A 24920-nucleotide genomic window follows, 5' to 3' on the forward strand; every position below is an offset into this window, starting at 1 on the left:
AGAAATTATAAGGCAGTTCAGAACGCCCGACCGAGAATCGTCGCGATCGCGAGAACCTTGTCCGAGAAATTCGGCCGTTAACTTTTATTAAACCATCCGATTTAAAAATATCATCTTGATTTATATTGTCAAAGGTGCCAAAGTTTCCTACCCTTTGTATTGGGATTGAATAATTTAGCCTTCCCCGTCCAAAAATTGCTGGGTTACTTGTTTTCGGTACTCTGAGAGGAATCGACTCGCCGGTCGAAGAAGCCAACAGTCTTGTCCGAGACACCGCCATGGCGAGAACGAAACCGAACCGTCGAACAGAGCTGAAACACAATAACCGGGCTGTTTTTGCATCGATTGTATTTTGTCCGCGTTTTCGATCGTGGCTCAGGAATATTAAGGAGCGTCAATATGTCAATTGCGGTAGGAATGGTGGAAACGCTGGGGTTCCCGGCGGTGGTTGAAGCGGCTGACTCGATGGTGAAAGCGGCTCGCGTCACCCTAGTCGGATACGAAAAAATCGGCTCGGGTCGCGTGACGGTCATCGTGCGCGGCGACGTGTCGGAAGTGCAAGCCTCCGTGGCCGCAGGGATCGATGCAGCCAACCGCGTCAACGGCGGTCAAGTGCTATCGACGCACATCATCGCCCGTCCTCATGAGAACTTAGAATACGTCCTGCCGATTCGCTATACCGAGGAAGTCGATCAATTCCGCACTTATTAAGAAGTTCGTGTCGTTCGATCGAGTTGGTCTGCGATCGCGGCGCGAGCGAAAGTTCGTTAGCTGAGGTTTGCATCACAGACCAACTATAAAGACGGCCGTTGACCCAACGGAATCAGAAATTTCAGGAGTTTGAGAATATTATGTCGATTGCAGTAGGAATGATCGAAACCCTCGGGTTTCCGGCGGTCGTCGAAGCCGCCGATGCGATGGTGAAAGCGGCCCGCGTAACCTTAGTCGGATACGAAAAAATCGGTTCGGGTCGCGTGACCGTGATCGTGCGTGGCGACGTGTCGGAAGTGCAAGCCTCCGTCGGTGCGGGTGTCGATAACGTCAAACGCGTCAACGGCGGTGAAGTTCTCTCGACCCACATTATCGCGCGTCCCCACGAAAACCTAGAGTACGTGCTGCCGATCCGCTATACCGAGGCGGTCGAACAGTTCCGGGAAAGCGTCGGTTCGCCGCGCACCATCCGCCGTTAAACGGAAAACTTAGCGAATGCAGATTGCAAAAGTGTGCGGCACCGTTGTCAGCACCCAAAAGCTCGATAGCATGAGGGGTTTGAAGTTATTGGTGTTGCAGACGATCGACAGTGACGGCCGAGCTCGACCTCAATACGAAGTGGCGGCGGATTTGGTCGGCGCTGGCGTGGGAGAATGGGTTCTCGTCAGTCGCGGGAGTGCGGCGCGAGTCGAATCGGGTCGCGAAAATTGTCCGATCGACGCTTTGGCCATCGGCATCATCGACACCGTTAGCGTGGAGAACGGGCAGCTCTATAACAAAAAAGACCAATACTAAACAACGAGGTGACGGAATCTCCGTCAGGAACGAACCCGATCCGCTCCGGAGTGGCTCGAGTTGGAAAGGTTGAATTGGGAGGATCGAACTAATTATGGTTGTTCGCAAGCGCGCGGCTCCACCGCCATCGCGGTCGCGGGAGCTTGGCGAACCGAAAATTCAAGAAACGGCTTACGTCCACTCCTTTGCAAATCTCATCGGAGACGTGACCGTCGGCGAAGGTGTCGTTATCGCTCCAGGTACGTCTATTCGAGCGGATGAAGGGTCTCCGTTTTATATCGGAGATCGCAGCAACATCCAAGACGGTGTCGTCATCCACGGATTAGATGGCTCTAAAGTCCTCGGCGACCGACAAAAAGAATATTCGGTTTGGATCGGTCGAGACACCTGCATCGCGCACATGGCATTGATTCACGGCCCGGCTTACGTGGGAGACGACTGTTTTATCGGGTTTCGCTCGACCGTCTTCAACGCGCGAGTCGGGAAAGGCTGCATCGTCATGATGCACGCTTTGATTCAAGACGTGGCGATTCCACCGGGGAAATACGTTCCGTCGGGGGCGACGGTAACGACTCAGGCTCAAGCCGATCGCTTGCCGGACGTGCGAGATGTCGATCGCGCCTTTGCTGCTCGCCTCTTGGAAATTAACGCGGCACTGCGCGAGGAACCCCAGAAATCCAACGGCACGGGCGAAACGTCGCCTGTACGAGATCTTAAAAGTGACGAGCTTCGACGAGCTGTATCCAGCGATACGTCAGTAGGGAAGATGACTTTCAATCGAGAAACGACCGAGCAGGTCAGAAGACTGCTCCAACAAGGATATCGAATCGGTATCGAACACGCCAACGCCCGTCGGTTCAAAACCAAATCCTGGCTGACGGCCGGCACGCTATCGAGCAACCGCCCCGATCGCGCGTTAGCCGAACTGCAAGGCGCTTTAGCCGATTATGACAATGAATACGTGCGCGTTGTGGGTATCGACCCCGACGCCAAACGCCGCGTGGCTGAAATTATCGTCCAACGGCCGGGAGAATCTGCCCCGACGGGGAACGGATCTTCCGGTGCGTCCTCTTATCGGGCTAGCCGTCCGGCCGCGTCTCGCAGCGGAGGCACGACGACCGCCAGTGGCGACTTGGATGGCGATGCGGCCGAACAGGTGCGATCGCTGTTGCGGGCTGGCTACCAAATCGGCGTCGAACGCGCCAACGCCCGTCGGTTCAAAACCAAGTCTTGGTTGACCGTCGGAACCCTCGAAAGCAAGCGGGAAGCCGACGCCATCGCCGAACTGAACGAGATTTTAACGCAGTGCCAGGGCGAATACGTGCGGGTTATCGGAATCGATGCCGAGGCCAAACGCCGCGTCGTAGAAACGATCGTGCAGCGTCCTGACGGATCTTCGACTCCGACGAAAACCGCCGCGACGAAAGTGGCTGCGGTGACGGGGAACGCTGGCGTCGCCTCCTACGGTCGCAGTGGTAGCACGAGCCTGAGTCCCGAAACGATCGATCAGGTGCGATCGCTATTGTCTCAGGGCTACCGCATCGGTACGGAACACGCCACGCCGCGCCGCTTTAAAACCAAGTCTTGGAAAAGTTGCGCTCCCATTCAAGCCACGCAAGAACGGGAAGTGTTGCGGGAACTCGAAGCCTGCATGGCCGAACACGCTGGGGAATACGTGCAGTTAATCGGTATCGACCCCGGCGCCAAACGCCGCGTGTTGGAAACGATTATTCAACGCCCCGACGACAAACCCGCACCGTCGAGTGGCTCTCGAACGGCTGCAAGTTCGACCGGCCAAGGGTTCGGCGCGAGTGCCGCGAGCTACCAAGCCTCGAAAAACGGCGCGTCGAGCGATCGCCTCGATCGCGAAACCCTCGACCAAATTAGATCGCTGTTGGCGCAAGGCTGCAAAATCGGTACGGAACACGCGACGCCCCGTCGGTTTAAAACTAAATCCTGGCAAAGCTGTGCCCCCATCGACAGCACTCGCCTGTCGGATGTGGTTCCCGCCCTCGAAGCCTGTTTGCAAGAACACAATGGCGAATACGTGCGGCTGATCGGTATCGATGCCGCTGCCAAGCGTCGGGTGGCCGAAACGATTATCCAACGTCCGTAAAACCGCGACTCGTTCAGTTCGAGATCGGGAGAAATCGACGCGGACGCATACTGACTGAAGCGAACGGGAGATAACTGTCATCCCTCGATTTCTCCTGCCTGAAGACGAGACGCGTTGGTAAACCTCTGACCGATTACCCGAATGCAACGGCTACCGATATCTAGTTTCGATCGCGTCAGCGGAGCAGAATTCTCTCGCGACGATCTCTATATTTGTGGGGAGGTCGCGATCCATCCGAGTGCCGCCATCGCAACGGGCGTGGTTTTGCAGGCCGGAGCGAACAGTCGAATTTCGATCGCGGCGGGGGTGTGTATTGGCTTGGGAACGGTGATTCACGCCCACAACGGGGCGATCGAAATCGAAACGGGGGCGAATTTAGGGGCGGGCGTGCTGTTGGTGGGCGCGTGTAAAATCGGTGCTCACGCTTGCGTCGGCGCGGCGTCGACAGTCATCGATCGCGATATTGCTGCCAATTGCATTTTGCCGACAGCCTCTATCGTCGGCGATCGCAGTCGTCCCATCGTTGGAGAAACGCCAGTCGAGGACGAGACCGCCGAACCTTCGCCATCCCCGGAAGGCGATCGACCCCGTTCTCTCGAAACCTCCGAAGACCCGACTCCGCCGACACCGGAACCTGACGCGGAGCCAGATTACTGGCAAGACTCGCCCGATGGAGATGCCGCGACCACTCCAACAGATACCCTGGAGAATTCCGAGCGATCGCCCGAAGACGTTCCTGAAAATTCGTCAGAGCCACCCGCTGAGGTCAGTCAAACGCGAATTATCTATGGAGAAGTCCATCTCAATCGGATTTTGACCACGTTATTTCCCCATGCCAAGCGTTCTGAGTCTGAGGGTGAGAACACTCTCTAAGGGGCGTAAATTTTACCGTCCCTCGGCAGTGTTTTCTCGGTCAATTTGCAGCCGCTCCTGCTTGAATTGTAAATATTTTTATCGGGACGTGCAGTAATACCCTAATTTTCTTTTCTAAATGTAAAAAAATCTCCTCGAGTCTTGAAAGATTTGACAAAAGCGAAGTCGGATATTCGAGGAGACACTGTCAAAATTAAAGGGTTTTTCGTCCGTTCTTTGTAGCGATCGGGCGGGTTTTTCTGTGTTTTTATTCTTTACTTTTTGTGATATTCCTTTACAAGGAAATTTGCATTAGTTAAACTAATCCGACTCAGAAAAAAAAGAAATCTAGATATCTTCATAAACACGAGATTTTTTCTTAAAAAAATCCCGAACCGTGTTAAGATATGTCTCGGTAAGGAAACATTCAATCCAAACTGTTGGCTTCAATAACTTCTCGACTCTCGATCGCTTTTCGAGCGATGCGCTCGCGGCAGTAAAATTCCGTTAAAAAGCGGCAACGGAGAGCGCCAAAAAGTTTTGACCAGTCAAGCGGTTCGCTGGGGACGGGTTTTCAACCCAGAAAGACTGTCGAGACCGAGAAGCAAACAGGCTTAGCCTGTACAGTGCGACCTGACAAAGCAAGTCTCGCTTCGTGGCGATCGTGCCGAACGGCGGTAGGCACGACTCTGACATCGGCGGCGATGGAAGAGCAGACGACGAGACAGACGCTTACGACGGTCAACGGTCGCGTTCTGTCAATATTGAACCTCTGATATTAAGGAGATAGCTGAGGAAATGGTACAAGCGAAATCAGCCGGGTTTGAGGCAGGCGTTAAGGACTATCGCCTGACGTACTACACCCCCGACTACACCCCCAAAGACACCGACCTGCTGGCGTGCTTCCGCATGACCCCGCAGCCTGGCGTTCCCGCCGAAGAAGCGGGTGCAGCAGTAGCCGCTGAATCCTCCACCGGAACCTGGACGACGGTGTGGACGGACGGGCTGACCGACCTCGATCGCTACAAAGGTCGTTGCTACGACATCGAATCCGTCCCCGGTGAAGACAACCAATACTTCTGCTTCGTCGCCTATCCGCTCGATCTGTTCGAGGAAGGTTCGGTCACGAACATTCTGACCTCGATCGTGGGGAACGTTTTCGGATTTAAAGCCCTCAAAGCCCTGCGTCTCGAAGATATCCGCTTCCCGGTCGCCCTCGTCAAAACCTTCCAAGGGCCGCCACACGGAATTACCGTCGAACGAGACAAACTGAACAAATACGGTCGTCCTCTGCTCGGTTGCACCATCAAACCGAAACTGGGTCTGTCGGCGAAAAACTACGGTCGCGCCGTCTACGAATGTCTGCGCGGTGGTTTGGACTTCACCAAAGACGACGAAAACATCAACTCTCAGCCCTTCATGCGCTGGCGCGATCGCTTCTTGTTCGTTCAAGAAGCCATCGACAAAGCTCAGGCTGAAACCAACGAAATCAAAGGTCACTACCTCAACGTGACCGCCCCCACCTGCGAGCAAATGATGCAGCGGGCCGAATTCGCCAAAGAAATCGGCACCCCCATCATCATGCACGACTACCTCACCGGTGGTTTCACCGCCAACACCACCCTGGCGCGTTGGTGCCGCGACAACGGCGTTCTGCTGCACATTCACCGTGCGATGCACGCGGTTATCGACCGTCAGAAAATCCACGGTATCCACTTCCGCGTCCTCGCTAAGTGCTTGCGTCTCTCTGGTGGCGACCACCTGCACTCGGGAACCGTCGTCGGTAAGCTCGAAGGTGAAAAAGGCATCACGATGGGCTTCGTCGACCTGATGCGCGAAGATTTCGTCGAAGAAGACCGTTCTCGCGGTATCTTCTTCACCCAAGACTGGGCGTCTCTGCCCGGCGTAATGCCTGTGGCGTCCGGTGGTATTCACGTGTGGCATATGCCCGCACTGCTGGACATCTTCGGTGACGATTCCTGCTTGCAGTTCGGTGGTGGAACCCTCGGACACCCCTGGGGTAACGCGCCGGGCGCAACCGCCAACCGCGTCGCGCTCGAAGCTTGCGTCCAAGCCCGTAACGAAGGCCGCAACCTCATGCGCGAAGGTGGCGACATCATCCGCGAAGCTGCCAAATGGTCTCCCGAACTGGCCGTGGCTTGCGAACTGTGGAAAGAAATCAAGTTCGAGTTTGAAGCGGTCGATACCCTCTAATCGCTGAAAAGCTGCTAGTGGTAGTAACGAGCGTTCGAGTAGCGATCGTTACGACTACTAGCACCGCAAGACGAGGCGGTTGAGGGAGGGTTAGGTTCGATGTATCCGAAAAAAGTCGCAAACCAAACAGCCGAGGTCTTACAAAGTTATTTGACCTATCAGGCCGTTCGGACGATTATCGACCAGTTATCGGAGACGAACCCGTCTCAGGCAATTTGGCTCAGTCAGCGTTCGGCGGGAAACCGCATCCAAAAGGGCGATGTTTTCCTGCAAGAATTGATGCAGGACAATAAAGAGTTGGTGTTGCGGATTTTGACCGTTCGCGCCCACTTAGCCGAGGAAATCTTGGATTTTCTACCGGAGATGGTTCGAGCGAACATCGCGAACTCGAATACTGACTGTCGCCGCCAAATCCTAGAGCGTTTGACCCAAACCGCTGACTCGTCCTTAGAGTCTTCTACGGAAACTCATCCAGAAATCGAGTCCAACGACTCTCAAGATTGAATTCCGACACGACCTTTAGGAGTTATTTGAGATGAAAACGCTGCCGAAAGAGCGCCGCTACGAAACGCTGTCTTACTTGCCCCCGCTGACCGACCAGCAAATCGCGTCCCAAATCCAATATATGTTGGATCAAGGGTTCATCCCAGCGGTGGAATTTGAAGCCGATCCACTCCCTGGAGACCACCACTGGACGCTGTGGAAACTGCCCCTCTTCGACGCTCGCACCCCCCAAGACGTTCTCAACGAAGTCCGCGAGTGCCGTTCTGAGTACTCCAACTGCTACATTCGCGTCGTCGGTTTCGACAACATCAAGCAGTGCCAAACGGTGAGCTTCATCGTTTACAAACCCGGTCAAGGTATCGGCCGTTACTAAGGTTCTCGCGAATCTTTAACGCTGGTATTTTAGGCTAGTGAAACCCCATCGATCGCTTGATGAAGTGCGATCGATGGGGTTTGTTTTGGGATGTTAATTTTAATTAAAAAGACTTGACAAGTATCGATAGTTGTATAGCCGTAATACAGTTTCTCATTTCTCTGCCATAACCTCTCTGTATCCTCTGTGTCTTTGTGGTGAAGAATTGTTGAAACCCACCATATCGGAAAAGGATGGAGTATACCCTAAGATAAAATCAATCAATCGAAAATATTGCGTCTGAGGCGAAGACCGAGTAGGAAGGCAGATGACTCAAACTCTTCGATTTTCCATCCGAGAAGCGGCGACGGTTGTGTTTGCAATGTGGAACGTTGCGGGTTCCGTGGCGGCGCAAGTAGTTCCCGATGCGACGTTACCCAGTAATTCGGTGGTGAGTCTTGATGACAATACGTTTGTTATCGAGGGGGGAACGGCGGTTAACGGGAATTTGTTTCACAGTTTCGAGCAGTTTTCGATTCCCACAGATGGCGGAGCGTTATTTAATAATGGGGTGGGAATTGAGAATATTTTCAGCCGCGTGACGGGAAGTTCGATTTCGGAAATCGATGGGGTTTTAGGGGCAAACGGGACGGCGAATCTGTTTTTTCTGAATCCTAACGGGATTGTTTTCGGTCCGAACGCGCGGTTAGAGTTAGGCGGTTCTTTTGTGGCGTCGACGGCGGACAGTGTGGTGTTTGAAAATGGGGTGGAGTTTAGTGCGAGTTCGCCTCAAATGGAGTCGTTGTTGGTGGTGGATATTCCGGTGGGGTTGCGGTTGAGAGATACTCCTGGGAGTATTGTGAATCGATCGAGGGCTGAAAGTAGCGATGGTTCTGGGTTTGGTTTACAGGTTCCGCCGGGAGAAATGTTAGCTTTAGTGGGTGGGGATATTTTATTTGAATCAGGTGGAATTTTTACAATTGGTGGAACTGTGGAAGTTGGTGGATTAGCTGAAGCAGGAATAGTTCAATTGAATGAAGATGGTTCTCTCCGGTTTTCAGAAAATATTTTACGAAGCAATATTATTTTAGAGGAAGATTCATTTATTACCAATTCACCGTCTAGAAACCATATTGCTTCGATTTTTGTTTATGGAAATGACATTTCATTAAGTAATAGTATCTTGGCGATTGCTGTTCGAGAAGACTTATTGGGTGAGGCTATAAATATTGGAGATATTACAATTAATTCTACGGGCGAAGTTCGTTTAAATAGTAGTTCGATTTTTAATCAAATTCTTGTTTCGTCAAATCCCGAAAAAAATGGCGGCGACATTTCGATCGTTTCCAATCGACTAACTTTAGAGAATAACTCTGGATTAGACACAAATCTTCGAGGACAAGGAATATCTGGCGATATAAATATAAATTCAAACAGCTTAGAAATTTTCGATCGCAGCGCCATTTCTTCATATATTGAAGAGTCTGGAAATGGAGTTGGTGGAAATATCGATATTAATTCTAATTCTATATTTTTAGAAGGAGGCGGTCAAATTTCGACGGGCATTTTTTCGGACAATACTCAAAATACAGGTGGTAATATCGCGATCGATACTCAAAATTTAGAAATTACGAACACACCCATCGATGGTGAAACGAACGGTCAAAGTGGTGTATTTGCAAATATCCAAGACAACAGTAGCGGTCGCGCCGGAAATATTCAAGTGAATACCCGTCGCTTACTCATCGCGGATGGAAGTCGCATTGCCTCGGGGATTAATGGCGGAGGAAACGGATTTGCGGGAAATGTCGATATAACCGCTGAAGATATTCACGTCCAGGGTGTCAGTATTCCTGATGGGACTCAAAGTGCAATTGATAGTTCGATCGACGAAGGGGGAAGTGGAGAAGGTGGAAACGTGCAAATCGAGGCTTCTCTGATTGAAGTTTTCGATGGCGGACAAATTTTAACTTCGATTTTGGGAAACGGAAATGCTGGAAATCTGACGATTCAGGCCGATCGTGTTGAAGCGATCGGCTCTTCCAGTTTTAACGGCAGTCAAAGTGGAATTTTTTCAAACGTATTGTTAAATGCGAGAGGAAATGCTGGAGATTTAACCATCACGTCGGGAAGTATTTTAGTTGCTGACGGTGCAGCTATTTCGTCTGGATTAGAGGATACGGCAATCGGTCGTAGTGGCAATATGATAATTGTCGCCGACACGATTGAAGTCACTGGATTAGAAAATGAAGTTCCCAGTCAACTGGGAACAACAAGTAATTTCAACACAGTTGGAAATGCTGGAAGTTTATCGATTGAAGCATCGCAAATTAACGTACTCGATGGCGGACAGATTTCATCATCGAATTTGGGAGATGGCGATGCGGGAAGTATGTCCGTTCGTGCCGATAATCTTGTTGTTTCCGATGGCGGAGCGATCGCTACCCTCACCGCCAACTCTGGTGAAGGTGGGATGTTGACAATCAAGGCGACTGAATCAATTTCTCTATCTGGAAATCGAATACGAGAAGATGGAAGAATTCAGTCAAGTGGAATTTCTAGTGCTACGCAGGGTTCGGGAAATGCTGGTGCGTTACAAATAAGAGCCAACCGAATTTCAATTCAAGATGGTGCGGTAATTGTTGCCAGAAGTGCAGTAAACTCAACAGGAAACGCTGGCAATCTTTTAATTCAAGCTCCAGAGATTACCATTCGGGGAGAAAACCCCCAAGGTGCGATAGAAGGAAATGTCAATGGTTCTTTCGCCGTTGGTGGTGTAAGTGGAATCTCAACTGCCGTAGAACCTGGTGCCACAGGAGCTGGGGGGAATTTAACGATTGAAACGGAGAGATTAAATCTTCAAGATGGAGGAACCATTACGACGGGTAATTTTGGTCCGCAACGTGGCGGTAATTTAAATATTGTTGCGAGTGAGTCTGTTTCCATTACCGGAACAATTCGATCGGGCAATTTGGGAAGTTCGCTACAAAGTACGACAGCGGGAAAAGGCCAAGCTGGAAATATTTGGATTGACTCCGATCGATTAATCGTGAGAGAAGGAAGTTTCATTTCATCTTCAACTTTTGGAACCGGAAATGCGGGAGATGTGACAATAACTAATTCCTCAGATATCGAACTCATTTCTGGCTCGTATATAACAAGTCAGTCCCAACAAAGTTCAACGGGTTCAGGTGGAAATCTCTTGATTTATGCCGATCGATTAATCGTGAGAGAAGGAAGTTTCATTTCCGCTTCAACTTTTGGAACCGGAAATGCGGGAGATGTGACAATAACTAATTCCTCAGATATCGAACTTAGTTCTAGATCGAATATAACAACTCGTGCCGAGCGAGAATCGCTTGGTTTAGGTGGCGACCTCTTGATTCATGCCGATCGATTAATCTTAACCGAAGGAAGTTTTATTTCGTCTTCTACGGCGGGAAAAGGAGATGCAGGAAATTTAACTGTTCGTAGTTCTGAATTAATCGAATTAGTTGGCTCTCCAGAGCAACTGTCCGCTTTAACGTCTCGCGTCAATCCCGATGGAACAGGCAACGGCGGAGATATCACAATTGAAACTGAAGTTTTAAGAATGGGACAATACACATTAATTGGTGCAGATACATTTGATTTAGGAGCGGCAGGCGACATTTCGATCGATGCCAGCGACTTGATTTCTATTCAAGGGAATCAGAATGAACCTAGAGGTGGAATATTCTCCGGTTCTTATAGTGAAGCTCCATCGGGAAATGTCCGAATCCAAACGAATCGATTGCGTTTGTTTGATAACGCAGAAATAACGGTTTCTGGTCAAAATATAGGGTTGCCCGGAACCCTTGCAATTAATGCTCGTTCGATTCGCTTGCGTAACAGTGAAATTTCTTCTGAAACTCGGGGATTTTTAGGACTAGAAAGCGATCGCGTTGGCAGTATTCAAATTCATTCACAAGACTTAGTTCTACGCGATCGCACTCGCATTACCACCAATGCTTTTAACAACGCCACCGGAGGCGATATCAACATCGATACCGGAGTTCTCGTCGCCATCGACAACAGCGATATTACCACGAATGCCGATGCCGGAAACGCGGGAATTATTACCATTACTGCCGACGGAATTCTCGGTTCGCAATTGCGAACTCGCGACGAACTCATTGAAGCATTAGGCGAAAATCTCACCGTAGAAAGTCCCAGCGAACTCTTAACCAGCGACATTACCGCCATTTCCGTCCGAGACGCGGAACTCAACGGACAAACTCTGTTTAATACTCCCGATGTTGACAGTACTCAAGGCATTGCCGAACTTCCCGAAACTGTCGTTGACCCGGACGAATTACTCTCACAAAATCCCTGCGTTCAGGGTCAAAGCAGCGAATTTACCGACATCGGACGGGGAGGATTTTCAGCCAGTCCCGACGAACTTCCTAACACCATCGAACTTGAAGCGGATTGGATTGAAGTGGTAACAGAGGAATCCTCAAATTCAACGGTTTCCACTTCGCCACCGGACACTTCCGAATCCGTCGAAACCCTCGTTCCCGCTAGGGGATGGAGACTCGACGAAACGGGACGAGTGGTGTTGACTGCCGACGATCGATCTCAAAATCATGTAGAATCTTCTTTATCCTCAATCTCGATCGATCGAACGCAATTTAGCCATCGCTGTTCACCAAATTAACACTTTCAGGAATAATAAGAAAGTCTGACGTTGCTCTGTCAAAATTGTGCATCGCTTTCTCACCGTCCTCGGCTCTTCCTTCACCCTTCTCGTCACCTTCTCAAATTCCGCAACCGCTCAGTTACCTAACCCCAATACACCGCCACTTCCCACGCCGCTTCCCAGCGAAATTCCCGAGGAAGTCGAGCCGCCTCTGGATACGGAAATCCCGCCGCCTCCCGCCGTTCCCGAGGAAACGGAGGAAAGGCTTCAATTGGAAATTCGCGGTTTTGATTTCCAGGGAAGTACGGTGTTTGATGAAGAAGATTGGAGGCTTTTAAACGAGGCGTTACAAGGTACTTTAATCGGCGTTCCTATTGGGTTTGAAAGACTTATTAAAATTGAAGCGATCGTCGGCGAACTCTATCGAGCCGGATGCGATTTTTCCATCGATGCTTCGAGCCGCGATGATATGGTGGAGGTCGAGCGTTATCCAACTCGCAACTTAGAAACCGTTTTGCGGGAACTGAATCCCGATGGCTGTTATCTCAATTCAGGAGCCGTTTTAGTGGCGGGGGATGGATTTGATGTCGAGGCGGCGATCGTTCCTGTACGAATTGTTGAAGGTCGCGTTGAAGATGAAGACCTGATTATCGATATTGAAGGTTTAAATGAAAGTTATATTCGCGGTCGCTTGCAGTCGGCGTTAAATCCGCTCGATCGCAACGCTTTACTCGAAGCTTTACAACTGTTACAACTCGACCCCCATATCGATCGCATTTCCGCACAACTGTCTGAAGGGGGACGTGCCGATCTCGCCGTTCTCAACGTCGGTGTTTTGGTGGCGGATAGTTTCGATTTGCGCCTGTTTTCGGATAACGGACGGGCCCCCACCGTCGGGACGTTTCGCCGAGGGATACAACTGTCCGACAACAATTTATTGGGAATTGGCGATCGCATCAATCTCGCCTATACGAATACTGATGGAAGTCACGCTGGCGATATCAGTTATAGGCTCCCGCTGAATCCTCGAAATGGAACGCTAGAAATTGCAGGCGGACTGACGGATACGAACGTCATCGAAGAACCGTTCGATCTCGTGGATATTGAAGGCAATTCTCGCTATTTCGAGTTGAGATTTCGGCAACCGTTGCTGTTAACGCCGACGACAGAATTCGCGTTGGGACTGACGGCTTCTCGCCAAGAAAGCGAAAGCGAACTGTTAGGAGAACGGTTTCCCCTTTCGGCGGGAGCCAACGAAGACGGGGAAACGCGAATTTCGGCGTTACGCTTTTTTCAAGATTTTACGCATCGAGGTGGAGAATCTGTTTTTGCGTTCCGATCTCAGTTGAGTTTGGGGTTGGGAGCCTTGGATGCGACGGTGAATAACGATCGACCGGACAGTGAGTTTTTCGCATGGCGGGGACAGGCGCAATACGTCCGTCGTTTGTCGCGAGATACGCTCTTATTTCTGCGATCGGATTTGCAGTTTGCCAACGATGCCTTGATGCCTTTAGAACAGTTTGGGATAGGTGGATTTCGCAGCGTTCGCGGCTATCGACAGGATTCTTTGTTGGTCGATAATGGCGTTTTTACGTCGGCAGAAATCAGAATTCCGGTGTTGCGGGTGTCTGAGGTAGATGGACTTTTACAAGTAGTGCCGTTTGTGGATTTTGGTTGGGGTTGGAACAGTGGAGACAGCGAAAATCCCGACCCAAATACGTTAGTGGGTTTGGGGTTGGGTTTGCAGTGGCAAATGGTAGACCGTTTTTTGTTGCGATTGGATTGGGGAATTCCGCTGACGGATGTTGAGTCGAGCGATCGAACCTTGCAGGAAGATGGGTTGTATTTCTCGGTGGAGTACAACCCTTTTTAGTGGGTTGAGGAATTGTTGGGTTAAAACGCGGTTGAATCTATATCTGAAGCCAAGACCCCGGCATCTTGGAGATGTCGGGGATCTTGTGCGATCTGGTGCCGATCTTGCGATCGATTAGTTGTTCTGGGGGGTTCCCATCAATGCCGATAAAATTGTGGTTCCGACGGCGAGGAGTCCCATCGATCGAGTCGTTCCTACAGTCGAATCGGCGACAATGTTGCCGTCAGTATCGATGACCATGCCTTGTACTTCGCCTACACCTTGGTAATACAAGATGAAACCATCTTCTAACTCGTCATAACCGACATAGGAGGCAAAGGGATGGTATTCCTCGATGAGGCTTTGAAACATTTGGTGCATCAGTGTGATGGAAGCAGACATTGCTCATCTCCTTAACACTAGGGTTCGATTGAGCCAACGTTCGCGAAGCGTTTTGGCTTGTACTCTTATATCGGGAAGACTTTTGGAAATTATGCAGGTGACATGACGCGATGGATTGAGTGTGCCTCACGGTTTCTAGATATCCGGCATCTTGGAGATGCCGGATATCTGAGACAAGACTCGAAATTTATGTAAATTTAAAGAAACGTAAAGGATATCGATCGCCCGATTTCTTGTAAAATCCAAACAACTTCCTCAAAACTCGATCGATCGTCCCGGCGAGGGGATGGCGGTTGATGGAAAACGGCCGGGTGGAGTTTATCACTGAGGCTACGACGACTCAGCTTTTGAGAAGCCAGAAGCCAAGAAGCCAACCCCCACGATCGACTCCTCAAAATTGCACTTTCCCTTAAGCCTTTTCTGAGATTTACCGCGATTACCCGCAAACCGATCGATAGGAGAACGTTCGTGACTCAACCGCCAAATTTACCCAAGTTTATCCGCCAATTTCGCGAATTTTACAGGCGGTTTTTACCACTCTGTTTGGCATTTATCTTTTCGATGTCGTGGGTTTCTTCTATTAAAATGTCGGCGGCGATCGCGCGAATTCCCAACAGTTCTGCGTTGCAGTACAGTCAAAACAATGGGATAGATTTAGTCGATCGCGCGAGTCAACTCTATCGAAACGGACAACTGGAAGACGCGGCGGCGTTACTCGAACAGTCGATCGCGATATTTGAATCGCAAGGCGATACTCTCAATCAAGCGATCGCCTTAGCAAATCTCTCTCTCGTCGAACAACAACAAACGCAGTGGGAAGCGGCCAAAATTGCGATCGATCGCAGTCTATACCTCCTTCGATTATACCATAATAATAGTGAAAATAACAGTGTAATTTTAGCGCGATCGCTCGACATTCAAGGACAGTTACAACTGGCGATCGGACGTTCGGAATTGGCTTTAGAAAGTTGGCAAACGGCCAGCCAAATTTATACAGAACACAACCAACCGGCAAATACCCTCGCCAGCCAAATTAATCGCGCCACGGCGATGCAAAACTTAGGCTTACATCCCCGAGCCTGTCAAACCTTACTAACCGCGTTAGACATTCGCAATTTGGAAAGCGAACCGGCCATCGATATCGATTTATCTCGGAAGTGGGAATGTGCGTTACAACCCAGCGAACTGGAAAGTTTAAAAACTCGGTTCGATCGTCAGTTGGAAACGGAACAAATTTCTGAATATTTGAGAATTCAAATTCGAGGCTTGCGGAGTTTGGCGGACGTTTTTCGTGCCGTGGGAACGTTGGAGCGAGAAAAACGCAACGATATCACGACAGATATTGAAGTGGATGGCTCGAAAGAATTGCTCGATTGGCTGTTTGAGTCGGTTAAAAAAAACGATTCTTTTTCTGAAGAACGCGCCGCCATTGCACTCAGTTTGGCCGATACCGAACGCGCTTTAGCGCGTCGTTATCGCGTCCGCAAGATAGAGAAAAGCAAAATTGATAATTTGGTTCAAAATGCCAAATCTCATTATCAAGAGGCGATGAATTCTCCGAAGCAAATTCACCGCGTCCGCGCAGTCGTTAACGCACTGGTGTTGTGGGTGGATTTTGAAAAGTTCGACCCCGATTCTGCCGCAGAAATTTCGACAAATTGGACTGAAGTGCAAAGGCAATTTCGCCAGCTTCCAGCGAGTCAAGATAGTATTTACACGCAATTGCATCTGGTTCGTCAGTATTTTCGCACCTCTCAACAACGCGGCGATGAAGCGAATCCTTATGGGTTTATAACGGAGGCGGAAATTGAGGAAATTCTCGATCGAACAGAACGTCAGGCGGAAACGATCGGAAGCGATCGCGCCAAAGCCTATGTGTTGGGATATCGGGGACAGTTGGAGGAAGATCGATCGCAGTGGGAAAACGCTGAACAATTAACTCGTCAAGCGATTGCGTTAGCGATGCGAGATACGGCGAACGATGCGGCTCCGGAAATTAACTATCGTTTGTTTTGGCAATTGGGACGTATTTATAAGGCTCAGCAACAAACGGAGCGATCGATTTCTGCCTATTCTCAGGCGTTTGATGCGCTCAAATCGATTCGCCGCGATTTAATTGCGATCGCCACTGAAAGTCAGTTCAATTTCCGCGATAGTGTCGAACCGCTGTATCGTCAATTTGTCGATTTGTTGCTCGATCGACAGTCGGAACCCACGGTTGAAAAACTCCAGAAGGCGCGAGAGGCGATCGAAGCGTTACAGTTGGCGGAGTTAGACGATTATTTTCAGGATGCCTGTTCGGAAATTCAAGCGACAAATTTAGATAAAATTGTGGACGAATCGACGGAGCGGACGGCGGTTTTTTACGCGATTCTCTTGAGCGATCGCTTGGAGATTATCCTCAAACTTCCCCATCGAGAATTGCAGCATTATTTTACAGAAATTGAAGACATTCGATCCTTTAAAACTGAAATTGAGGAATTTTACGAATTGGTTTCCGATAAAGCTTCGGAAGGGACTCGGCTTCAATCGTATGAAATGTACCAAAAGCTCATTCAACCCGTTCGAGACAACTTAGAATCCAGTCAGATCGAAACACTTGTTTTTGTGTTAGATGGCGAACTGCGAAATATTCCCATGTCAGCCTTGTACGATGGTAAAGATTATTTAATTGAAACCTATGCGATCGTGTTGAATCCAGGTTTACAATTGTTGCCTCCTGAGTCTTTGAATCAGACTGAATATAAGGCTCTGACGGGAGGAATGAAAACGCCACCTGACGATATTGAAGGAACGGGATTTGACCCCTTACCGAATGTTGGGAAGGAACTCTCAGTTATTCGCGATCGACTTTCCGTCGTCGAAGAACTATTAGACGATCGCTTCACCGATCTAAATCTCAGTGATACGGTGAAAAACTCTAACTTCTCAATTCTACATTTAGCCACTCACGGACAGTTCAGTTCTAACCCTGAAAACACCTATATTGCACTTTATAATAACCTCCTCAATACGAACGAGTTTAGTAATTTACTACGCAGTTCCCCGCAAACTATTGAACTTTTAGCATTGAGTGCCTGTCAAACTGCAAAAGGGGATAATCGAGCGGCGTTAGGACTTGCAGGAATCGCAATGCGATCGGGAGCAAAAGCAACCCTCGCCACACTATGGAAAGTATCCGATCGATCGACCCGTAAATTTGTCAGTTACTTTTATACAGAACTGAAAGAGCATCCCGAGAAGAGTAAGGCTAAAGTGTTTCAATATGCACAAAAACTCACCCTAAATGACTATGACGATCCTTACTACTGGGCCCCTTTTGTTCTAATTGGAAATTGGTTTTAGAGTCAAGGAGATTCGGAGATTGGAACACAGCAAGGCAACAACTCAAATTCAGTGGCATCAATGAGATCGGCCTCAGTATCGCTCTCGTTGATGTCGATCGCATTGAGATTGCCATCGATAAGCAACTGATTCCAAATTTCTCGGAAGCCTGGATTGTTCAAATCAGACATCAGTTGTTCGGCTCTTTTATTCAAAAGATCGTACCAAATTTGATTGTCTGGATAATCCCCTGGATTAACGCGGAAAATTACACCATTGACAGAAGTACTCGATGGTCGAGATTCTCCCCCCGGTAAACAGGACATTTTTAAATACCACCGATACGTCCGATTTATTTTCAAAGCATATTCTTCTGTTTCGGGAAGTTCAACTTGGATGATTCCAGGTCGATCGGGTAAAGCGACTTCCACCCGATAAACATCTGGATTGAGATCTTCAGTATCTGTATCTCTCAACACAAACTCAGCAGTTTGAATACCTTCGGGTAAGTTAGAAATGACAAAAAAGAAACGCGGATGGGAAAGCGTTGTCAATTCCCAAACTCCATCACTTCGAACGATTGGAATTAAAGCGATCGACATTGGACAAATATCTTCGTTTTCTCCACCTCGTTCGCCTCCATCGACACTATTACCATCAGGGTTTTCACCTGTGGGATTACTCGCTGGAGGTTCGTAGTGAATCAAGCGAAAATCTTGCAAGTTTTCAGAAAATTCTCGTGTGTTTGACTGTGAATAGATAGCCAAAGCACTGGAAGAGATAGACAAAATAAATACCGTCAATGCTAAACTTTTAAGATTCATGGTTTTTGGGATTCGATCTAAAAATTTACCGAGTTTAGATTATTGGCGAATCCACTTTGATTCTAGCCGAATCAAGAGGGGTGTCAATACTAAGGTCAATACTGAAGGGACTAGCGGAATCCAGACACTCAATTGAAAAAAGGCTGCGTAAACGATTCCTAATCCGAACACCGCAAGTCCAATAATTCGGAGTTGAGACTTTTTTAAAAAGGTTGCATAAATTTGGAGTACAACACCCACCCATGACCAGAGACTAATCCAGGAGAATTCTAACCAGAGCGGCCAAACTTTAATTAAAGGTCGATCGTCGAGAACTGCACTTAAAATTTGACTCACCATCTGTGCTTGTAAATAAACGCTGGAAATCTCATTGGATTTTTCAAAATTACTATAAGGCGTAAGAAAAGATTTTTGTATTCCACCAATTATAACAATTTTATTTTTGACTAACTCAGGTCTAACCTTATTTTCTAAAAAACTTTGAAGAGGTAAAGATTCAAACACTTCACTCAGAGATTCAGAACGATAGTATCGTCGATAGTTAAGCATGATTTGATAAGCACCTGCATTTTTGATGTCTTGATAGGCAGCTATAGGGATGTTAAGTGGAGATATTGTTGTTGAGTTAAATTGTAAAGGTTCAACTGAACTGACTTTGAGATGCTGTTGCGGTAAAAGTTTCCAATGAACCCCTTTTTTATACAAGTAATGTAATGCCAGAGTCGTCGAAAAGCTATATTCAGCTAAGCAATTTGAATTTTTCGGGTTGATGATTTCAATAAATTGGCGGCGAACGATTTTATCTTTATCTCTTAAAATATTAATAGTGCCAATCCGGTGACTCGATATTGGAATTTCAGGTGGTGGATCTATTGCTCTATTTTTACTGATATTGGCATTACAAATAAAAAATAAATTTTGAGTATTTGTTATGGCTTCAGCAAGTTCAGGATACTCAGGAAAAGCGGGAAAATCTCGGTAGATGTTTAAACCAATTGTTGTGGCGTTATGCTGCTTTAAATATTTTAAAAGTCGTTCGAGTGCTTCTTCTGACAAAGAACCATTACCCTGCATATTATGTTCTTGTTGATATTGAATATCTTCGTCATTTATTTCTACAATAAGGATACGATCGTCCTTTTGCATCTGCATAGGTTCAATTCGCCACTGCATCGCTAAATCGTAAGCTTTCAGTTCCCAGATTTCCAGCCAACCTAAACTGCGAATGCCAATCACAAAAAGACTGACAAATAAAGGGATAACAACATAGTTAATCGAACGTTGTTTTCGAGATTGTCTCCTCGAACCTCTCCGACTCGGCGGACTTCGCAATTCAGGGGTCAGTTCGCTTTCTTCAAATGCGGAAACTGCACTCACTTCCGTTGAAACTGCCGAGTCACCGGAGGTATTTTGAAAATCTCGCCACAGCGGTAAATCCAAACTCGGATTTCTGAAAATCGTGGGGAGCCAAGTGGCACTCGGCCAGTCGAATTCTTCGTCTTCGAGTTGTTCCCTGGCTCGACGAACCGCTACGGGTAAAGATGCACTTTCTCGATACACTTTTAAGAATTCTCTTAAAAAGTGTTGCGCGATACGATCGCTCACAGGTTCCCGCATGACCACGATCGCAGGAACTTGTAAATCTACCAGATTTCGCGCAATTCCTAACCCCTGACAGGAGTTAAACAGTGCCAGTTGCAATCCGTTGGAAGCAGCTTCTCTAACGGAGTTTTTAAATTGCTCGATCGAAATACTTTGATGTTCGTCAATGAAAATTCGACCGTCGATATTTTCCGTCGTACTATGACCGATAAACACCAAAATATCCCATCCCTGAGACTCCCGTAGGGAGGGAAAAAACTCTCGGATTTGATGTTTTTCCAGAAAACGTAAATCCGCTAATCCCAATGTTTGTAATTGCAACAATTCTGCGCGATCGCGGGTATAGTCAATTCCCGTGTCGTCCCCCATCATCGCCAGAATTCTCGGCTTATCTCGGCCTCGGGGTCGATCGACCTCAATGGTACACTGGTAATCTAAGGGTGCAAACGTGACTTCAATCCCTCGCCGCTCTTGCAAAATATCCCAAACGTGCCACGGTAACTTATATAAAAGAAGATTATCAGTTTTAATTACAAAATCTTGATAATTATTTAAAGATTCGATTAACGCTTCGCGGATTTTTTGCCAATCTTCGATCGACCCATTAAGCCAAGTTTTGACCTCGGTTTCGAGTTGTCGTTTTAAGCCTTGACAAACTTGCCAGTAGGCGTCTCGATTTTGAGACGTTTTGCGGCTCACGGGTAAGGTTTCATCGAATTCAAGAGCAGAACGCCAAAATACTGTATCTCTAGAAATACGAACGAGTTGAGTTAAGTTAACTTGTAATTCTCGATACAGCGAAGGAATCTCAGGACGAGGCGGTAACGTACCAGCACGCGATCGATAGGGAGTTGCGATCGAAACATTAAAACCCGACTCAAAATCACCCTGAAAAATATTTAAAACAATTCGATAGCTGGCATTCATAACTTGAATGAAGCTCGTCTATGGATTTATTTTCTCATGAAACTCATGCAAAATCAAGTCAGTCAATTAAATCAAAAAACTATATTCCGTAACTCGCTTTTCTCCCAACGCCAACGCCACTTGAAACCGCGTTCCAACCTCACCTTGAAATCGCAGTTGAAGTAGTTCGCTCGTCTCTCCCTCCGCACCATGACACTGTGCCGTTTTCGTCTGTCCCGATTCAGAATAAATCGTCAAGCATAACCCCGCAGGAAGTCGATCGTTGAGGTCGATCGATCGGACTTGAAGCCAAATGCCAACGCGACGGTTTTCCCGAGGCATCAAACAGACAATTAACGCCACCGTTCTACGAGAAAATTGTATGGTTAACTCGATAGTTTTCACGCGTCGGACACTCGCAGCCGGATGGTTGGGAGCAATTCGTTCTAAACTAAATGCAGCTTCCCATCGCGTATTCTCATCTTTCGCCGTTCGAACAATCTGACTCAATAATTCGATCGCCTCCACACTTTCTGCTCCCATTTCCCCCAAAACGCGAATCGCATTTTGACAGCTTTCTTCTTCTCCCAGTTTATCCAACGTATTCTGAATATGTTGGCTTAAATCGACCACCGTTTCAGGATGGAGTTTCAACGGTTGAAACCTTGGAGAACTTCGCACGCCAACTAAGCCAATATGCCGATTTTGGCTTAGGGATTCTAAAGTTTGCCACCCTTCAGCCATACGCTCGGACAACCACTGAGATAACCGAATTGCGAACTTTTTTTGAGTTGATTTTCTCTGCCTTTCAATTCGTTTGTGATATAAGCGGTTAACCCGATCGAAATCAGAAAAGAAACTCCCCCATTGTCCGAACGAAACATCTAGCCGAGGCGAAGCCTCACGATTTTTACAAAGTATTTCCAGTAATCGATCGATTTCCCTCGCAGAGAGCTGGGGTAAAGGTGAAAGTTGCGGTAACGGTTCGGGACAAAGTTCGAGAGCCACCCACAGAGAAATGATATTCTCAATCACGGAATTGCGATCGATCCCATACGTTCGATCGCTCTCGTTATAGTCCCCATTTTCTTTCAAACTCTCACGAGTGGTAAATCCCCAAATCCGAAGAATTTCATTATCCGGTAAAACTTGAACGGCGACATAATAATTCGCCGCGAGTTCGGGAATATCCACCCATTCTTGGGGAACGTAAAACGCTTCTGTATCGATGGCCATACTGGGAATTAAAGCAATGCGACAATCGCTAAGTTCCACAACACTGCCGTTGACAAATTCCCACAACAATGCTGTATTTTCTTCACCGAGCCACACAGAAGGCGCTTCGTCTAAGTCCGAATCCTCTCCACTGAATTCCTCTACAAACCGTCTCAGCGTTAATCGGTTGATATAAGCATTCCAGCGAGCCAGATTGTTGGAATAGAATTGAGAATCGTTCCAAGCGATTTTACAATCGAATTCATCAATTTCAATACATAGGTGATTCGGGTAACTGAGTTGTAATTCTCCAAGAAATTTCATGGCAACCTCCTTTTTTATTCCAGCCTTGAATAATTGAAATTGGGTGCATCTCAAAAATGTAAATTTATCAGATCGGAGTCTCTACACTGAATTGAGCTGTTGTTGGGTTTCGCTATCGCTCCACCCAACCTACCACAAACTCATATTTTTTTTTACAAAAGTGAGATGCACCCATTGAACTTTAACTCACATCAGATCCATCGAATACAATCGAGTATTTAAAACCCAGTATTTAACGAGCTTTTGGAAAGATTTTTTTGTCGATGGCAGCGTTTTTAAATCGCACAAAAATCCCTCATTTTTAATGTAGCCTTGATAAACCTCAACCAGGTCTAAATAAAGCTGTTGTTCGATTTTATCTAACCGTTGTCGCACCCGGGTTTCCTCCTCAGAAAACTCTTGCGCGATCGCGGCGATCGCCTCTCGTTCTCGACCCCCACATTCCCACAATACCGCATCCCAACGTTTGAGCCAGGTCAACTCCGAAAAAAAATTCGCCTGAAACCGTCTTTCCAAATGATTCCAAACTTCAGATTTCAAGTAATTTTCCAAAGTTGACTCAAACAGGTCGTATAACTCCCGTCCGAGAGTTTGCGTATTTAATGGAATCTTAAAATCCTCACTCAGATAAACCGCAACATTTTGCAAAATCCTCTTTTTCACCTTTTGATTTTTTCGAGTCACTTGAGACTGTCCCAGACTCAAAATCGAACCCACATCTACTAAATTGAGTCCCAACCCGATCGAGAATTGAATCGCCAAGCGATCGATCGGATTTTGAGCCTTCAACAGTCGATCGATCTCCTGCAAAACTCGTTGAGATGTGGAACTGACTTCATCCCAACCCAAAATCTCTTCCCCACTCTCCCCAGAAACCTCAATCTGTTCGAGTCCCGCCGGAAACTTCAACGAATCGTCCGTTGACTCTATTCGTAACATATCTCTTTGACGTAACGCGCGATCGCAAAGTTCCAAATATTCCCGAACGCCATCCCCATTCAGTGGCGGAAAAATAGCCGGATAAGGACGCTGCTGGTTGTAAATATCCGCAATTTCTTGAAGTTCCCAATTATCTGGCGGCCAAGGATAACGTTTTACAGTCGGAGGATTCGCTTCAGAAAACTCCAACCATCGATTTTTATAAATCTTCCACAACAGCACATAATGGAAGTGTATCGAACTTCGCTCTAAAAGATCGTGACAAGACTGCAATATACTTCGCAGTTCTTCGGGGTCGTTCGATATAGTCCCTGCATTATTATAGCATTTATGAATCAACTTTATCGTTTTTTTGTTGATTTTTTTAATGCGTTTTAATCCAGCAGCAGGCTGTCTGGCTAAAATCTGTTTATAACAGCGTAACGCCTGAAAATATTCTTGGTTTTTCGTGGTATCCTCGGAAATATTCAACAGAATTTCACGAAAATGAACCTCACTAACTTTCCATAAATCTAGCCTGAGAATCCCCGAACATTCTAAAGCATCTTCCAACGCCTTTTGACTCGTGGATTTTAATAGTCCAGCCACCGTATATTTAACCTTTTCTCTTCCTTGACGTAACCGCTCTTTGACTAAACTCTCTAGCTTATAAGCCACCCAGTTATTTATCCGATCTTCCTGAAAATTATAAACCTTCAAAATCAGAAATAACTCTTCCCACAAAAATTCATTGACCATCGAAAAAATATGTCCGTACCGTATCTCAGGATATAAAAGCCTAAACCACGGCGCAGCACTGATTTTAGACGCCACTCGACTACAAGCCTCTTGAAAATAAGAAAGTAAGTGCAACTTTGTCAAGCGATCCTCGGGATTCTCCAGAAAATCTCGACAAAATATCGAGAACCACTCCCTTTTATTTCCCTCAGAATTTTGCCTTAAAAGCTGCTGAAAATGTCGATGCGCTTCCCGATCGATCGACCAGCGCACCGACTCTCGACTATCCGTAACAATAAACGCCGAAAATTTCTCTAACAACGTTCGCGATCGCAGTTTCATGAATCCTTACCCTGGGTGAATTTGAATACAAACCCTGTGGGGAGTTCCACCTCTAGCCGAGACTGGGTTATTTATGAATAGGCTTCTCTCCATCCAATCTATTAATCTATCGGGATCGCTGTCAAAATTCTGAGAGGGTGACAAGGTAGACGGAAGCCAGACGGGACAATTGTTTGAGAGAATAGAGGAGTCCCAAAAAAGAGGGTGGCGTTTGCGGCCACCCCAACAAAAAAATGCTACCGACATTCTACCAAGATTTTCTGCGTATC

16 protein-coding genes are annotated in these 24920 nt (G+C 47.5%); 11 read left to right on the plus strand and 5 right to left on the minus strand.

Features of this window, described 5'->3' with window-relative positions; translation table 11 throughout:
- Positions 1 to 399: 399 nt before the first annotated feature.
- The 10 genes from POG22_RS06450 (at position 400) to POG22_RS06495 (ending at position 14077) form a co-directional block, all read left to right on the plus strand.
- Positions 400 to 711, plus strand: coding sequence for a carbon dioxide-concentrating mechanism protein CcmK (locus tag POG22_RS06450; RefSeq protein ID WP_017662623.1), 312 nt, complete (start codon positions 400 to 402; stop codon positions 709 to 711).
- A gap of 140 nt (positions 712 to 851) precedes the next feature.
- Positions 852 to 1190 carry a carbon dioxide-concentrating mechanism protein CcmK gene (locus tag POG22_RS06455; RefSeq protein WP_428010021.1) on the plus strand — a complete coding sequence of 113 codons (339 nt, stop codon included), beginning with the start codon at positions 852 to 854 and terminating at the stop codon, positions 1188 to 1190.
- Positions 1191 to 1206: 16 nt separating this feature from the next.
- Positions 1207 to 1506, plus strand: coding sequence for a beta-carboxysome shell vertex protein CcmL (gene ccmL / locus POG22_RS06460; protein ID WP_026097873.1), 300 nt, complete (start codon positions 1207 to 1209; stop codon positions 1504 to 1506).
- Positions 1507 to 1600: 94 nt separating this feature from the next.
- Positions 1601 to 3622 carry a beta-carboxysome scaffolding protein CcmM gene (ccmM, locus tag POG22_RS06465; protein ID WP_498904280.1) on the plus strand — a complete coding sequence of 674 codons (2022 nt, stop codon included), beginning with the start codon at positions 1601 to 1603 and terminating at the stop codon, positions 3620 to 3622.
- A 141-nt stretch (positions 3623 to 3763) separates the two neighbouring features.
- On the plus strand, positions 3764 to 4495 hold the full coding sequence (gene ccmN, locus POG22_RS06470) for a beta-carboxysome scaffolding protein CcmN (RefSeq protein WP_498904281.1): 732 nt from the start codon (positions 3764 to 3766) through the stop codon (positions 4493 to 4495).
- Between the two features lie 777 nt (positions 4496 to 5272).
- The gene (locus POG22_RS06475; RefSeq protein ID WP_498904282.1) at positions 5273 to 6688 is read left to right on the plus strand and encodes a form I ribulose bisphosphate carboxylase large subunit; all 1416 of its coding nucleotides are present in this window, start codon (positions 5273 to 5275) and stop codon (positions 6686 to 6688) included.
- A 99-nt stretch (positions 6689 to 6787) separates the two neighbouring features.
- Positions 6788 to 7192: a chaperonin family protein RbcX gene (gene rcbX / locus POG22_RS06480; RefSeq protein WP_498904283.1), complete on the plus strand. Its 405-nt coding sequence runs from the start codon at positions 6788 to 6790 to the stop codon at positions 7190 to 7192.
- A gap of 31 nt (positions 7193 to 7223) precedes the next feature.
- Positions 7224 to 7565 carry a ribulose bisphosphate carboxylase small subunit gene (locus POG22_RS06485; protein WP_498904284.1) on the plus strand — a complete coding sequence of 114 codons (342 nt, stop codon included), beginning with the start codon at positions 7224 to 7226 and terminating at the stop codon, positions 7563 to 7565.
- A 361-nt stretch (positions 7566 to 7926) separates the two neighbouring features.
- On the plus strand, positions 7927 to 12222 hold the full coding sequence (locus tag POG22_RS06490; RefSeq protein WP_498904286.1) for a two-partner secretion domain-containing protein: 4296 nt from the start codon (positions 7927 to 7929) through the stop codon (positions 12220 to 12222).
- Positions 12223 to 12268: 46 nt separating this feature from the next.
- Complete coding sequence (locus POG22_RS06495) at positions 12269 to 14077, plus strand: ShlB/FhaC/HecB family hemolysin secretion/activation protein (protein ID WP_498904288.1); 1809 nt, start codon at positions 12269 to 12271, stop codon at positions 14075 to 14077.
- 114 nt (positions 14078 to 14191) lie between these two features.
- On the opposite strand, the gene POG22_RS06500 is transcribed toward POG22_RS06495, so the two are convergent.
- Positions 14192 to 14458, minus strand: a complete 267-nt coding sequence (locus POG22_RS06500) for a hypothetical protein (RefSeq protein WP_063714508.1) — start codon at positions 14456 to 14458, stop codon at positions 14192 to 14194.
- 468 nt (positions 14459 to 14926) lie between these two features.
- On the opposite strand from POG22_RS06500, the gene POG22_RS06505 reads away from it, so the two are divergent.
- The gene (locus tag POG22_RS06505; protein ID WP_498904290.1) at positions 14927 to 17803 is read left to right on the plus strand and encodes a CHAT domain-containing protein; all 2877 of its coding nucleotides are present in this window, start codon (positions 14927 to 14929) and stop codon (positions 17801 to 17803) included.
- A gap of 2 nt (positions 17804 to 17805) precedes the next feature.
- On the opposite strand, the gene POG22_RS06510 is transcribed toward POG22_RS06505, so the two are convergent.
- From POG22_RS06510 to POG22_RS06525, 4 genes are all read right to left on the minus strand, one after another.
- Complete coding sequence (locus POG22_RS06510; protein WP_498904292.1) at positions 17806 to 18606, minus strand: DUF928 domain-containing protein; 801 nt, start codon at positions 18604 to 18606, stop codon at positions 17806 to 17808.
- A gap of 39 nt (positions 18607 to 18645) precedes the next feature.
- Positions 18646 to 21135, minus strand: coding sequence for a CHASE2 domain-containing protein (locus tag POG22_RS06515; RefSeq protein WP_498904293.1), 2490 nt, complete (start codon positions 21133 to 21135; stop codon positions 18646 to 18648).
- 66 nt (positions 21136 to 21201) lie between these two features.
- The gene (locus POG22_RS06520; protein ID WP_498904295.1) at positions 21202 to 22653 is read right to left on the minus strand and encodes a DUF1822 family protein; all 1452 of its coding nucleotides are present in this window, start codon (positions 22651 to 22653) and stop codon (positions 21202 to 21204) included.
- A 186-nt stretch (positions 22654 to 22839) separates the two neighbouring features.
- On the minus strand, positions 22840 to 24249 hold the full coding sequence (locus POG22_RS06525; protein ID WP_498904296.1) for a hypothetical protein: 1410 nt from the start codon (positions 24247 to 24249) through the stop codon (positions 22840 to 22842).
- Between the last annotated feature and the right edge of the window lie 671 nt (positions 24250 to 24920).

It is taken from the genome of Geitlerinema sp. CS-897 (genome assembly GCF_028368005.1).
Taxonomy (GTDB): domain Bacteria; phylum Cyanobacteriota; class Cyanobacteriia; order Cyanobacteriales; family Geitlerinemataceae; genus Baaleninema; species Baaleninema simplex.

What these genes read in the sequence shown, in the direction of transcription:
- POG22_RS06450 (WP_017662623.1), top strand. Translation starts at nt 400, where the DNA reads ATGTCAATTGCGGTAGGAATGGTGGAAACGCTGGGGTTCCCGGCGGTG.
- POG22_RS06455 (WP_428010021.1), top strand. Translation starts at nt 852, where the DNA reads ATGTCGATTGCAGTAGGAATGATCGAAACCCTCGGGTTTCCGGCGGTC.
- ccmL (WP_026097873.1), top strand. Translation starts at nt 1,207, where the DNA reads ATGCAGATTGCAAAAGTGTGCGGCACCGTTGTCAGCACCCAAAAGCTC.
- ccmM (WP_498904280.1), top strand. Translation starts at nt 1,601, where the DNA reads ATGGTTGTTCGCAAGCGCGCGGCTCCACCGCCATCGCGGTCGCGGGAG.
- ccmN (WP_498904281.1), top strand. Translation starts at nt 3,764, where the DNA reads ATGCAACGGCTACCGATATCTAGTTTCGATCGCGTCAGCGGAGCAGAA.
- POG22_RS06475 (WP_498904282.1), top strand. Translation starts at nt 5,273, where the DNA reads ATGGTACAAGCGAAATCAGCCGGGTTTGAGGCAGGCGTTAAGGACTAT.
- rcbX (WP_498904283.1), top strand. Translation starts at nt 6,788, where the DNA reads ATGTATCCGAAAAAAGTCGCAAACCAAACAGCCGAGGTCTTACAAAGT.
- POG22_RS06485 (WP_498904284.1), top strand. Translation starts at nt 7,224, where the DNA reads ATGAAAACGCTGCCGAAAGAGCGCCGCTACGAAACGCTGTCTTACTTG.
- POG22_RS06490 (WP_498904286.1), top strand. Translation starts at nt 7,927, where the DNA reads ATGTGGAACGTTGCGGGTTCCGTGGCGGCGCAAGTAGTTCCCGATGCG.
- POG22_RS06500 (WP_063714508.1), bottom strand. Translation starts at nt 14,458, where the DNA reads ATGTCTGCTTCCATCACACTGATGCACCAAATGTTTCAAAGCCTCATC.
- POG22_RS06510 (WP_498904292.1), bottom strand. Translation starts at nt 18,606, where the DNA reads ATGAATCTTAAAAGTTTAGCATTGACGGTATTTATTTTGTCTATCTCT.
- POG22_RS06515 (WP_498904293.1), bottom strand. Translation starts at nt 21,135, where the DNA reads ATGAATGCCAGCTATCGAATTGTTTTAAATATTTTTCAGGGTGATTTT.
- POG22_RS06520 (WP_498904295.1), bottom strand. Translation starts at nt 22,653, where the DNA reads ATGAAATTTCTTGGAGAATTACAACTCAGTTACCCGAATCACCTATGT.